Raw genomic sequence first — 11,710 nt, 5'->3', positions numbered from 1 at the left:
GTCGTGGACAACGTCCAGTTTCGGGATGGAGAGCAGGTGGATGATCAAACTGGCAGAGACGCCGCCTGATGGTCATACACCAGATTTGACAATAACTCTCGCACACAATCCTGATAGTCATCTGGAATGACAATATTCATAGTCCGTTTCCTTGCTGGGCAGCCTAGTTAATGGCAAAACGTAAAGCGAAGTAGAGCGTCACAAAATAGTACCTTCAAATACCGTTCAAAAGGAGCGCCCATGGATGTCCTGTTAGAGAAAGCGCCATTGAGTGCAGGTGTGCTTTACCGTCTGCTATCTGGCAGCGTGTGCCCTCGGCCTATTGCCTGGGTGGCTACCCAAGATAAACGTGGTAACGCCAACCTTGCACCGTTCTCATTTTTCAACGTTGCCAGCATTGATCCGCCTGTTTTGGCATTCTCACCGTTACTGGACGGCAGCGCCCAGCCAAAAGACACGTTGCGTAATTTAAATGAAGTGGAAGAGTGCGTGGTGCATGTGGGCACGGAAGGACTTATTGAGGCGTTAAACACCACCAGCGCGAGCCTGCCCAGAGGCGAGGATGAGTTTGTACTCGCAGGGCTGGAAAAAGCCGCCATGCCGGGCGTGAGCGTACCGCGGATAGCTGCGGCACCGGTGGCGTTTGGTTGCAAACTGGTGGATGTCATTCGTTTTGGTGACCGGCCACTGGCAGGCAGCCTAGTACTGGTGCAGGTAGTCGCGATCCATGCAGATGATTCTGTATGGGATGGTCGTCACGTCAATATGGAAATACTTCAACCAATAGGCCGCTTAGCGGGCAGCGACTACGTGCGCATCACTGACCGTTTTTCCATTGAGCGACCAGCCTAGCCGACGACACGTTTTATTACATTCTGTTTAAGGCTAGCTAGGCTTAAGTCGTATATTCTTCCGCCGATAACAGTAGAAAGCAGCACTACGTAGGGGGAGAATTAATGCGGCGTACAAAAACATGGCTATTGGTAGTTGGGCTGTTAGCAGCGCCACTGGCGCAGGCAGAACTAACGGTGGGCATCGTTGCCCCTTCAAGCGGGGGGGCTGCCCCGTTAGGCATCGGTATGCAGCAGGGAATTGATACCTACTTTGCCAAGATAAACGCTGAAGGTGGCGTCAACGGCAATCAGTTGGCTTTAAAAGCCTATGATGATCAATATGCGCCGCTGCAGGCTGCCAAGCATACCCGTGATCTGGTAAGTGATGAGAACCTACTGGCCGCCGTTGGCAATGTGGGTACGCCCACCGCAGCGGTCACCATTCCTATTTATAACCAAGGGAAAACACTGCTGTTTGGTGCATTCACAGGGGCAGGTATTCTGCGCCGTTCGCCACCGGACCGCTATGTGATCAACTATCGGGCAAGCTACGTACAAGAGACCGCCACCATGGTGGATGGACTGCTTAGCGCAGGTATTCAACCGGAGGAAATTGCCTTTTTTACCCAAAACGATAGTTTTGGGGATGCGGGCTATAACGGCGCGATAAGTGCTATGCAAGCGCGGGGCTTCTCCAATACGGCTAACTTGGTTCATGGCCGCTTTACCCGTGGGACCCGGAATATCCATCAGGGCTTGGCGACTATTCTCCAAGCGCCAGTCACACCACGCGCGGTCATCATTGTTGGCACTTTCGGGCCGGCAGCAGATTTTATCCGTGAAGCTCGTCAAGACCTACCTGACACGCTTTTTCTTAACGTCTCGTTTGTAGGTAGCCAGGCGCTGTTAGAGGAGTTGGGTTCACGACGAGCAGAGGGCGTTATTGTGACGCAGGTGGTGCCACCGCTAGATGCTGACCTTCCTGCGGTAGAAGAGTATCGCCAAGCGCTGGCAGAGTATGCGCCAAACGCTGCCCCCGACTTTATCTCTCTGGAAGGCTACCTTGCGGCCAAGCTGTTTGTAGAAGGTGTAAAAGCCGCGGGTAGTAACCCTGATCGTGAAGCGGTTGTAGATGGCTTATTAAGCCTTGGCAGTATTGATATAGGCGTTGGGGAGCCGCTCACTCTTGGCCCGAATGACCATCAGGCAAGCGATGCTGTTTGGCCTACGGTTATCCGAAACGGCCAGTTCGAGCCGTTGGATTGGGCCAGCGTAGCTCAGTAACTCTCCTGTTTGCATTCTCTCTGACACGGCGAACTACTCTAATGAAAAAGACCATAAGTATCCGCGCTATGCTGATTAGCCTCTTTGTCGCCGCTGTACTGGGTGCCATTGTGCTAGCAGGAACGGGCTGGATGACCAACCAGCGTTTAATTAACGTTCAGCACTTCATTACCGACGAGGTGCTGCCGCTGCAGGACGCTAGCCGCAGCATGGTGCTTACCATGGGCGCTTTTGGACAGCGGCATGCTGATTTACTGGCGACTGATGATACGCAAGCGTTGGCGGACATCACTCCCCGCAGCGCATTAGAAGAGCGCTATGCTCAGGCTCGAGAGGGGCTTGCGGATATTGAGGAAACCGGTGCCGCTGGGCAGCTGTCTGCTTTGGATAACCACTTCCAGGCGCTGTTGACGGGCGATGAGGCGCTGGAAGGTGTGCGCCGCGATGCGCTGAATCTGCAGGTGCAAATGGCCGAACAGATTGCTCAAATGGAAGCTGCTATTACCAATGTGATGCACAGCGCCGAAGATATTGCTGGCCGCACAGCGCTGGCTCAAGTGCGTGAAGCGCGCATCCAACGTGAGCTAGTAGAAGCTTGGCGGCAGGAGGGAACAACTACACTGCCGACGCGGTTATTAGATGACATCTTTAGCGCGCAGGTGGATGTCGGGCGGCTAAGTAGCAACGCGCGTATGGCGGTTGCCACTCTTTCAGACCTAGGGCGCCAAATGATGCAGGTTGATAGCGTTGATGCGCTGGTTAACCTGCGCAGTAACCAAATTTCTCAGCAAGTCTCGCTAGCGCGCCAATCACTTGCTGCCATCGCCACTGCGCCGGACACCACGTTTGTACAGCGCGAAATGATTAAGCGGCTTGATGCGGTCATCGTCGAGCTGAACGGCCTGATGGTTGAAGATGCCGACTCAGTTTACGCCCTACGCCAGCAGCAGCTGACGTTAGGTGCCCAAGTGCAAGCGGCTCTGGTGAATGTTGCCCAGGCCACCACGCAAATGCGTAATGCGCTCAGTGATATTGAAGCTTACACGGTAGAGAAGGCAGCAAGTGCCAGCGATGAAGCCCAAACCCTGGCTAACGCAGGTCGTACGCTGCTGATTTTGGTAACGTTAGGCGTCATCGTAGTATTGGCCATCTTCGGCTGGCGCACCCTCGTGCGTGTGCTGGGCCCACTAGTGGCCATGCGGCGTCAGATGGAGAACATCAGCGGCGCTGCCGGTGAAAATGCCGACTTATCCATGCGCTTAGCCCTAGAGCGTAATGATGAGGTCGGGCAAGCGGCCCAGGCATTTAACCGCATGATGGATACCTTTGAAGGCATGGTGGCGAGAATTCGTGAAAGCGCCGAAGCCATTGCCGCGAGCAGCCGTCAGATTGCCGCCGGTAATGAAAACCTTTCCCAGCGGACCGATCAGCAGGCGGCATCGCTGGCTGAAACGGCCTCTAGCCTGGAACAGATAACCGCCACGGTAAAACAGACCGCTGACTACGCCGACCAAGCTAAAGGTGCCAGCGGTAGTGTGGATGAGCGAGCGCGTTCAGCGGGCGATGTTGCCAAGCGCACCACTGCTGCCATGAGCGATATCCGGCAGGCGAGCGAAAAGATTACCTCTATTATCAAAGCCATTGATGATATCGCCTTCCAAACGAACCTTCTGGCATTGAACGCTTCGGTAGAAGCCGCCCGGGCAGGAGAGCAGGGGCGTGGTTTCGCGGTGGTTGCCCAGGAAGTACGTAAACTAGCAGGGCGCAGTGCGGAAGAGGCGGCGCAAATTCGCCACCTAGTAGACGACAGCGTGAAAAAAGTGAGTGAAGGCGAACAGCTGGTAAATGCCTCCAGCCACCACTTGCAGGAGATCATCGACAGCCTATCCGAAGTGACTCGCTACGTAACGGAAATTGCCGGAGCGACCAAAGAGCAGTCGGCGGGTATCGACCAGATTAACCAAGCGATCTCGCAGTTGGATCAGGTCACGCACCAAAATGCCCGCTTGGTACAAGAAGCCTCTACCGCTAGCCAGACCTTGGACGATCGCGCAGGCGATATGCACACGCTGGTCAGCCGCTTCCACGTGAGTCACAGCCCTGGACAGCATCAGGCTGCGCTACCTGCGAAGCAGGATACCGCCCGCCTGACCTGATCGAAAGCTTGAACCTTTACCGATAGCTAGCAGCGAACACCGGAAGGTGTTCGCTGTTTTTTTAGTAAGCGGTTGAACTTTAGACGTATTGCCTACACTGATAAGAGAAATGCGACTGACAAAGAGGCAATATGACAACCCTAGTGATTGGTGCCAATGGTCAAATCGGTAAACAGTTTTGCGAGCTAGCTAAGCAGTCTGGCACGCCTATTAAAGCCATGATTCGCAGTGAGGAGCAGGCCGCTTGGTTCCAGGAGCGGGGTATTCAAACCGTGGTGGGCGATCTTGAAGGTGACTTTGAGCACGCCTTTGAGGGCTGTGATCAAGTCGTCTTTACCGCCGGTTCTGGTCCCCATACCGGGCCAGATAAAACGTTGATGATCGATCTATTTGGGGCGATTCGTGCGGCGGACATTGCCAGCCAGCACGGGCTGTCGCGCTATATCATGGTCAGCGCCATTCGGGCGGAAAAACCGCTGGAAGCCCCAGAGAAAATGCGCCCCTATATGGCGGCCAAATTTGCGGCGGATGCTCATCTTCGTCATAGCGATGTCTCCTATGTAATTCTAAAACCAGGCCGCCTCACCGATGATGCGCCGACCCATAAGTTTGCCAGTACCGTCGAAGAAGCGGGGGATAACCAAATCTCTCGGGCCAACGTGGCCTATGCATTGCTACGTGTGGTGCAAACCCCTGGCCTCATCAATCAAGAAGTCACGCTGCTTGATGGCCAGCGGCCTATCGACGCGCTGCTCTAGTGCTCGTTATTTAAGTACTAAGTAGCCAAAAGCCCGCTGGTTCTCAGCGGGCTTTTTTGTACTGAGTGAAATGACCTGACGGTGTAGTAAGGGTGTACTACCCGCCTGAGCGCGGCGCTTGCTAGTCTCAATAAACACGTCTATTGCGTGTGCTCCACCTCGACACAATCACAAGGAGAACGGAGATGAGCAGCAAACGTATTTTAATGATTACCGGTGATTTCACAGAAGATTACGAAACCATGGTGCCCTTTCAGGCGCTGATGGCGGTGGGGCACCAAGTCGATGCGGTATGCCCCGGTAAAGCCTCGGGGGATACGGTTGCCACTGCGATCCACGACTTTGAAGGCGACCAGACCTACAGCGAGAAACCCGGGCACCGGTTTGCGCTAAATGCAGATTTCGCCAGCATCAACCCGGCCGATTACGACGCCCTGGTCGTGCCCGGTGGCAGGGCACCTGAGTATCTGCGGCTCAATCAAGAAGTGCTCGCCATGGTGAGGCACTTCTTTGATACCCAAAAACCGGTCGCTGCCATCTGCCATGGCGCCCAGCTGCTGGCCGCTGCCAAGGTGCTGGAGGGCAAACAGTGCTCGGCTTATCCCGCATGCCAGCCGGAAGTCGAGCTCGCTGGCGGGCAGTTCGCCAACTTGGAAGTCACCGATGCCGTTACCGATGGCAATCTTGTGACTGCCCCGGCATGGCCCGCCCATCCAGCTTGGCTGGCGCAGTTTATGGCGCTATTGAACAAGTAAAGCGAAGGAGCGCGCCCGCTTGTTGGGCGCGCATTACATCAACCGCTATGCTGAACTCATACAATGGGCGCAAGTAAGTGCAAGGGGGCGTTATGTGCAAACTGTTTATTGATGCTGACCCAGAGCTATGGCGAAGCGCTACGCACTCGCTGCGCATCGACGGGATGGTGACCAGCGTACGAATGGAGAACTACTTCTGGCGGCTGCTAGAAGAAATAGCCCAGCGCGATGGTATGAACACCGCGCAAATGATCACCCGGCTTTACCATGAGTCGATTGATGCCGGGCACGACTTGGGAAATTTCACGTCGTTTTTGCGCGTATGCGCATTGCGCTACCAAGCCCTACAGCTCAGCGGCGATATACCGCCAAGCGTGACAGTGCCCATCGGCGAGCTGGATGCGCAGAAAATTCTTTCCCGTGAAAGCACGTTGCGTGATATCACTTTGAGTGAGCGCGCGCTGCATAAAAACCACGTTCACTAGTGTCGGTATGTTGCGGTTACTCCAACCGCTCGCGCAGCGCATTTAAAAAGGTCTCGATACGCAGCGCGTTGGTGCCCACATCGCTGGCGCCGAGCCGTGACGCAGAGCGCACATCTACCTGGGTGCTCTGGCCCTGTTCGGTTAAGCGGATCACCACATCATCCTCAAAGCCAAACCAGCGGGTCACGGCGGTGGCTTCCAAACGATCGTGAGTTATCTCGGCAATCTCCCAGCCTGCTGCTTCGACTTCTGCTTGAACGGCAGCGAGCACGGTATTAGCGGGGGCATTCACCACCAGGGGTTGGACGTTAGGGTAGGCTTCCCGTTGTTGCTCGGCGGTGGCATCGCCTGGGTAATCTAACCCGTTGGGTGCTGCTTCGCGCTCTTCGCGCAGCGCAATAAATGCTGGCGGGTTTTGGGTGTCGGTGGTGATGTCATGAATCACCGGGGCCTGCTGGGCGCGCTGCCACTGTTGCCAAGGCATGTAGAGCAGGGCGGCAGTGGCGATTAATACTGCTATGGCGACGAACGCTGTTCCTCCACGCCGAGTGATCGCGCTGATGAGCAGCACTAACACGCTAAGCGCCACCGCTGCTATGGCGGCATAAACGCCGTTACGCAGAAGGTTGAAAGCCTCGCTCAACCCGACCCATTCCCAGCGATAGGCCGGGCCAGCACCCACCATTAATAGTGCCGCTGCCACTAGCGCCAGCACACTGAACCACGTCAGCACCTTGGGCCAGCGGCTTTTATGGCGTTGCTGGTGGAGTTTATCGGCCATGTTTCCCCCTTGCGTTTTTGTGAGCACCGTTTGAAATAACAGACATTGGCCACAGCATAGCCAGCGATATGGTAGCGTGGCTATTTTCTGGCCTGATACCCGAACGTAAGAGTAACCCTGATGAGCCATTCCCATGCCACTTCGCCCTTAGCGGCTCCCATACGCGCACTGTTAACCCAGGCCCCGGCCAGCGCGCTGCCCATGACCTATCAGCAGGTAGCCAACACCCTAGGGCTGACGCCACCGCGTACCATTGCACGGGTGGCCCAAGCGCTTGAACAGTTGATGGAAGAGGATGTAGCCGCCGGGCGGCCAATGATCGCCACGCTGGTCATCAGCCGTCGGGGGGAGGGTTTACCGGCCAGCGGCTTTTTCGAAAAAGCCGTTGCGCTAGGCCGGTTTCCAAACGACCCAGCCCAGCATAGCGCCCGCTATACCGAAGAGCGTGAGCAGGCGCTGCTTGCCCGCTAGTGGGCGCGTGACTCACTTTTGTTAGCGCTGGCGCAGCGGCGTTAACAAATCGCTTAAGCCGTTATGGTCAATTTCATGCATCAGTTGCAGCAGTTGACCAATCTCCCCGTTGGGAAACCCTTCCCGGGCAAACCAGTTCAGGTAAGGGCCCGGCAAGTCCGCAATGATCCAGCCTTCATATTTGCCAAAGGGCATCTTTCGCGTCACCAACGTCTCCAGATCTTCTGGCTTCATGCGTTAATTCCTTTCATTCTCATTTAAGTTTTATTTTATGTTCCTGTTGTCGAGGTTCTTTGTTAGATTTTCGTCTAATTTTTTTACCAAACAGCGCGTAAAGCATCGCCCAGTCGGGCGGTGATACAAGCGCGCACCGCGTAGCGGTGCCAGATTGACTTCGCCTCACTACCCTGATATTTATACAGCATGACAAAGCGTGCCTACAAAGAACGGTTCTACCCCACCTCCGAACAGGCTGAGCTGTTGAGCGACGTGCGTGCCTACACGGCGCAAACGCTGCAGTTGGACGAGCCTATGAACCTGCCTGCCGAGAGCGTTGAGCAGAGCGATGTTCAAGACGAAGCAGAGGCCAATGAACAGCCTAAAGAAGCGTCCGGCACCACGGAAGAAGAGAGCACCACCGAGGCGTAAGCCATGCGTGTGATGTGCTTTCCAACGCCAGCCTCCGGGCTGGCGTTTTAGTGTGTAGCGCTAGCTACTTGCGTCAGCAGGGCGGCCAGTGCCAGAGCCGGTTCACTTAGCTGGCCGCTGGCGCGGTGAACGATGCCGATATCGCGATGGAAGGTGTGCTCTTTCAAATCGATGGCGCGCACTCCGGCAGGCCAGCGCCGGATGGCGCTTGGCTGCGGCACCAGCGCCACCCCCACGCCGTTGGTCACCAGCTGCACGATCGCTTCTAGTTCGTCTACCTCACACACGTCCCGCACTTGGCAGTGGTTATCTCTTAAAAATCGATCAACCTGACGGCCGCCAAACGACGCGCGGTCATAGCGCACAAACGGCTGGCTGGAGAGTAGCTCTCGCCAATCATCACTGGCCATTTGCCGGGGCACCAGTAAGCGAAACGGTTCGTGGGCCAGAGGCTGCCAGCGCAGGTCGCTGTGCAGTGAAAAGGGCGGACGAATGATCACTGCCATATCCAGCTCCCCCGCATCCACCTGATTCATCAGCGCAAGCGAAAGCCCCGGCACTACCCGGGTGCGGCACTCGGAAAACTGGCGGTGAAAGCGCGCCAATACGTTTGGCAAAAGCGAGCGCTGAATGGAAGCAATCGCCCCTAAGGTGACGCGAGTAGCGACCTCCTGCCCAGCGGATGACGCCCCCAAGGTGCCGTACAACGCTAGCAGCGCCTGCGCCTGTTGCAGCGTCTCTTGCCCGCGCTGGGTAAGTACCGCCGTACGGCCGCTGCGCTCGAATAGCTCCACGCCAAGCTCCGCTTCCAAGCGCTTCATCTGCGCGCTCACGGCGGCTTGCGTTAGGCCAATGTGCTGGCCTGCTGCCGCAAAGGTGCCATGCTGAGCCACGGCGATGAGCGTCTTGAGTTCGCGAATCATAGTCTATGCTTTCATCAATAAAAGTTATGAATAGATCAAAAAACAATTGATTTTATTTTTGCATCACGCCTTTTAGGATAGTGACACGGTGGTAGCGCAACGCGCTAGCCATTCACAAATACATTTCCAACGACATTCCCAGCGACATTCCCCAACAACAGCAACACACCAGGAGATTTCCATGAGCCTTTCCCCTTTCCACTTAGCGATTCCGGTGTACGACGTTGCCTTGGCGCGTACTTTTTACAATGACGTGTTTGGTCTGGAAGAGGGCCGCTCCAGCGACCATTGGGTAGACTTCAACTTCTTCGGCCATCAGTTGGTGATTCATGAGCACCCCAAAACGCCCGGCCAAGAGAGCGCCCACACCAACCCGGTGGATGGTCACAACGTGCCGGTACCGCACTTCGGGGTAATTCTTGAGTGGGATGAGTGGGAAGCCCTGGCCGCGCGTCTAAAAGAGCGCGATACCGATTTTATCATTGAGCCTTACATCCGCTTTAAAGGCGAAGTAGGCGAGCAGGCGACCATGTTCCTGCTCGACCCTTGCGGTAATGCGCTAGAGTTCAAAGCCTTCCAAGATAAGAGTCAGATCTTCGCTAAATAAGCTTGGCTCGCCAGGAGCCATCAGGCGCGCAGCGCCTGCTCCTGGCGACGATGCTGCAGCGGCGACTCGCCAAAGTAGCGCTTATAGTCCCGGCTGAACTGTGGCACGCTGCGGTAGCCAACCGCCAGCGCCGCTTGGTTCACATTGTGGCTATCCTGCAACAGCAGCTGCTGCGCTTTAATTAAGCGCAGCCGTTTTAGGTACTGGGCAGGAGAGGCACGGGTAATCTGTTTAAAATGCTGGTGAAAGGTCGAGACGCTCATATTGGCCTGCTGCGCCAACTGTTCCACAGAGAAGTCTTCCGCAAAGTGGGTGTGCAGTTGAGAGAGCACCTGCACAATGCGTGAGTAGTTGCCGTGCCCCTTCACCAGCGCCCTCAGGGCAGGGCCTTGCTCGCCTTTCAGCGCTTCAAACACTACATCGCGTATCCTTGCATCCCCCATTGTGCTGCACTCTACGTCGTCATGCAGCGTGCGCGCCAAGCGCAGGACGGCTGCTTGCATGCCGTCATTCATCGCCACCGAGGCCATCGGCATGGGCGCTGTTTGCGGCTGGTGTATATCCCCCATGGCGGTGACCATCTCGTTAAGCAGCGCAGGGTCGAACTTGACGGAAACCCCGAGAAGCGGTGCCTCTGGCGAGCCGTGGGTTTCACACTCAAAGGGCAGCGGCAGTGTTTGCACCAGATAGTGCCCCGGGTTGTAGTGAATCTCGCGGTCGCCCAGGTAACCCACTTTGCGCCCTTGGGCGATGATGATGAGGCTTGGCTCGTACATTAGCGGCGTACGCACCTGGTGTCTGCCCAGGCAGAGTAGGCTGACACGTTCCAAGCGAGAAGCGCTTGGGCCATCGCCCTTCACGAGCGGGATAATCAGGTCGGCAAGGGCATTGCCGACATGCGCGGTACTGGCCACTGGGCTCTCCTTACGCGAGATGATTCTTATCGGTTACGAGAATTATGACGTTTTTCTGACTATTTTTGTTATTTTATTGCACATGAATAGAGAAATAAGCAAAAAAAACGTAGCTTCGTTCATCGCTATCTCCCGCTAAGCAGCCAATAATAGAAACACCTTTCCGCAACTGCGGGATGCATTAAAAAGGAGTTTTCATGGGCCAAGCAAAATCTTACGCCGCGTTTTCCGCTGAAAAGCCGCTCGCGCCGTTTACCTTTGATCGTCGTGAGCCGCGCCCCGACGATGTTGCCATTGAAATCCTTTACTGTGGCGTGTGCCACAGCGACCTGCACTTTGCTCGCAACGACTGGGGCATGAGCCAGTACCCCGTGGTGCCGGGCCACGAAATTGTTGGCCGCGTCACTGCCGTGGGCAGCGACGTGAGCCGTTTTAAAGCCGGTGATTTAGTCGGTGTTGGCTGCATGGTTGACTCCTGCCGTACCTGTTCCGCCTGTAAAGATGGCGTAGAGCAGTATTGCCTGGAAGGCTTCACCATGACTTACGGCAGCCCGGACCGCCAAGACGGCATCCTGACCCAGGGCGGCTACTCTGATTCCATCGTGGTGAGCGAGCACTTTGTTCTGCAAATGCCTGACGGCATTGATCTTGCATCCGCCGCGCCGATCCTGTGTGCCGGTATCACCACCTACTCGCCGCTGAAGCATCACGGCGTGGGTAAAGGCCATAAAGTGGGCATTATTGGTATGGGCGGCCTGGGTCACATGGGCGTCAAACTGGCCAAAGCGCTGGGTGCCGAAGTGACCGTGTTCACCCGCTCTGAAGCCAAGGTAGAAGAAGCCAAGCGTAACGGTGCTGACCATGTAGTGGTCTCAAGCGATCAGGCGCAGATGGATGCCGTCGCTGAAACCTTCGATTTCATGCTCGACACCGTTCCGGTTCAGCACGACTTGAACCCCTACCTGACATCGCTGAAGTACGATGGCACGCACATTCTGGTCGGGCTGCTGGAGCCTATCGAACCGGCCATCGAAGCGTTCAATCTCGTGTTCAAGCGTCGCGTAGTGGCGGGTTCTTTGATCGGCGGTATTGCTG

At 55.9% G+C, this 11,710-nt stretch carries 14 protein-coding genes; 10 read left to right on the top strand and 4 right to left on the bottom strand.

Annotated elements, in window-relative coordinates; translation table 11 throughout:
- Positions 1–240 precede the first annotated feature (240 nt).
- The 6 genes from BIS10_RS13940 (at position 241) to BIS10_RS13915 (ending at position 6,271) form a co-directional block, all read left to right on the top strand.
- Positions 241–852, top strand: coding sequence for a flavin reductase family protein (locus tag BIS10_RS13940; RefSeq protein ID WP_253506024.1), 612 nt, complete (start codon positions 241–243; stop codon positions 850–852).
- Between the two features lie 104 nt (positions 853–956).
- Positions 957–2,117: an ABC transporter substrate-binding protein gene (locus BIS10_RS13935; protein ID WP_253506022.1), complete on the top strand. Its 1,161-nt coding sequence runs from the start codon at positions 957–959 to the stop codon at positions 2,115–2,117.
- 41 nt (positions 2,118–2,158) lie between these two features.
- Positions 2,159–4,273, top strand: coding sequence for a methyl-accepting chemotaxis protein (locus BIS10_RS13930; RefSeq protein ID WP_083024877.1), 2,115 nt, complete (start codon positions 2,159–2,161; stop codon positions 4,271–4,273).
- Between the two features lie 131 nt (positions 4,274–4,404).
- On the top strand, positions 4,405–5,031 hold the full coding sequence (locus BIS10_RS13925; RefSeq protein WP_253506020.1) for an SDR family oxidoreductase: 627 nt from the start codon (positions 4,405–4,407) through the stop codon (positions 5,029–5,031).
- Positions 5,032–5,216: 185 nt separating this feature from the next.
- Positions 5,217–5,786: a DJ-1/PfpI family protein gene (locus BIS10_RS13920; RefSeq protein WP_062372606.1), complete on the top strand. Its 570-nt coding sequence runs from the start codon at positions 5,217–5,219 to the stop codon at positions 5,784–5,786.
- A 92-nt stretch (positions 5,787–5,878) separates the two neighbouring features.
- The gene (locus BIS10_RS13915; protein WP_083024881.1) at positions 5,879–6,271 is read left to right on the top strand and encodes a ribbon-helix-helix domain-containing protein; all 393 of its coding nucleotides are present in this window, start codon (positions 5,879–5,881) and stop codon (positions 6,269–6,271) included.
- Between the two features lie 16 nt (positions 6,272–6,287).
- Here the strand turns inward: BIS10_RS13915 and BIS10_RS13910 are convergent, their stop codons facing one another.
- Positions 6,288–7,052, bottom strand: a complete 765-nt coding sequence (locus tag BIS10_RS13910) for a DUF1499 domain-containing protein (protein WP_083024882.1) — start codon at positions 7,050–7,052, stop codon at positions 6,288–6,290.
- 120 nt (positions 7,053–7,172) lie between these two features.
- Between BIS10_RS13910 and BIS10_RS13905 the strand changes: the two genes are divergently transcribed.
- On the top strand, positions 7,173–7,523 hold the full coding sequence (locus BIS10_RS13905; RefSeq protein WP_253506018.1) for a hypothetical protein: 351 nt from the start codon (positions 7,173–7,175) through the stop codon (positions 7,521–7,523).
- A gap of 21 nt (positions 7,524–7,544) precedes the next feature.
- Here the strand turns inward: BIS10_RS13905 and BIS10_RS13900 are convergent, their stop codons facing one another.
- Positions 7,545–7,757: a DUF3820 family protein gene (locus tag BIS10_RS13900; protein ID WP_054641478.1), complete on the bottom strand. Its 213-nt coding sequence runs from the start codon at positions 7,755–7,757 to the stop codon at positions 7,545–7,547.
- A 189-nt stretch (positions 7,758–7,946) separates the two neighbouring features.
- Here BIS10_RS13900 and BIS10_RS13895 point away from each other — a divergent pair, with 189 nt between their 5' ends.
- Positions 7,947–8,171 (top strand): helix-turn-helix domain-containing protein, encoded by a 225-nt coding sequence (locus tag BIS10_RS13895; RefSeq protein WP_083024885.1) that lies wholly within the window; start codon positions 7,947–7,949, stop codon positions 8,169–8,171.
- Between the two features lie 47 nt (positions 8,172–8,218).
- Here BIS10_RS13895 and BIS10_RS13890 read toward each other — a convergent pair whose 3' ends face one another.
- Positions 8,219–9,094, bottom strand: coding sequence for a LysR family transcriptional regulator (locus BIS10_RS13890; protein ID WP_083024887.1), 876 nt, complete (start codon positions 9,092–9,094; stop codon positions 8,219–8,221).
- 181 nt (positions 9,095–9,275) lie between these two features.
- Here BIS10_RS13890 and BIS10_RS13885 point away from each other — a divergent pair, with 181 nt between their 5' ends.
- Positions 9,276–9,701, top strand: a complete 426-nt coding sequence (locus BIS10_RS13885) for a VOC family protein (RefSeq protein WP_062360191.1) — start codon at positions 9,276–9,278, stop codon at positions 9,699–9,701.
- A 20-nt stretch (positions 9,702–9,721) separates the two neighbouring features.
- On the opposite strand, the gene BIS10_RS13880 is transcribed toward BIS10_RS13885, so the two are convergent.
- Positions 9,722–10,615 (bottom strand): AraC family transcriptional regulator, encoded by an 894-nt coding sequence (locus BIS10_RS13880; RefSeq protein WP_083024889.1) that lies wholly within the window; start codon positions 10,613–10,615, stop codon positions 9,722–9,724.
- Between the two features lie 197 nt (positions 10,616–10,812).
- Here BIS10_RS13880 and BIS10_RS13875 point away from each other — a divergent pair.
- On the top strand, positions 10,813–11,710 hold an 898-nt coding region (locus BIS10_RS13875), incomplete at its 3' end, for an NAD(P)-dependent alcohol dehydrogenase (RefSeq protein WP_253506016.1).

This window comes from Halomonas sp. 707B3, assembly GCF_024158645.1.
Lineage (GTDB): Bacteria > Pseudomonadota > Gammaproteobacteria > Pseudomonadales > Halomonadaceae > Vreelandella > Vreelandella lionensis.
Note: the sequence above shows the minus strand (reverse complement) of the source record. Positions and strands in the feature narration are given on the sequence as shown.

Excerpts from the sequence above, each read along its gene's own strand:
- BIS10_RS13940 (WP_253506024.1), top strand. The coding sequence starts at position 241 with ATGGATGTCCTGTTAGAGAAAGCGCCATTGAGTGCAGGTGTGCTTTAC.
- BIS10_RS13935 (WP_253506022.1), top strand. The coding sequence starts at position 957 with ATGCGGCGTACAAAAACATGGCTATTGGTAGTTGGGCTGTTAGCAGCG.
- BIS10_RS13930 (WP_083024877.1), top strand. The coding sequence starts at position 2,159 with ATGAAAAAGACCATAAGTATCCGCGCTATGCTGATTAGCCTCTTTGTC.
- BIS10_RS13925 (WP_253506020.1), top strand. The coding sequence starts at position 4,405 with ATGACAACCCTAGTGATTGGTGCCAATGGTCAAATCGGTAAACAGTTT.
- BIS10_RS13920 (WP_062372606.1), top strand. The coding sequence starts at position 5,217 with ATGAGCAGCAAACGTATTTTAATGATTACCGGTGATTTCACAGAAGAT.
- BIS10_RS13915 (WP_083024881.1), top strand. The coding sequence starts at position 5,879 with ATGTGCAAACTGTTTATTGATGCTGACCCAGAGCTATGGCGAAGCGCT.
- BIS10_RS13910 (WP_083024882.1), bottom strand. The coding sequence starts at position 7,052 with ATGGCCGATAAACTCCACCAGCAACGCCATAAAAGCCGCTGGCCCAAG.
- BIS10_RS13905 (WP_253506018.1), top strand. The coding sequence starts at position 7,173 with ATGAGCCATTCCCATGCCACTTCGCCCTTAGCGGCTCCCATACGCGCA.
- BIS10_RS13900 (WP_054641478.1), bottom strand. The coding sequence starts at position 7,757 with ATGAAGCCAGAAGATCTGGAGACGTTGGTGACGCGAAAGATGCCCTTT.
- BIS10_RS13895 (WP_083024885.1), top strand. The coding sequence starts at position 7,947 with ATGACAAAGCGTGCCTACAAAGAACGGTTCTACCCCACCTCCGAACAG.
- BIS10_RS13890 (WP_083024887.1), bottom strand. The coding sequence starts at position 9,094 with ATGATTCGCGAACTCAAGACGCTCATCGCCGTGGCTCAGCATGGCACC.
- BIS10_RS13885 (WP_062360191.1), top strand. The coding sequence starts at position 9,276 with ATGAGCCTTTCCCCTTTCCACTTAGCGATTCCGGTGTACGACGTTGCC.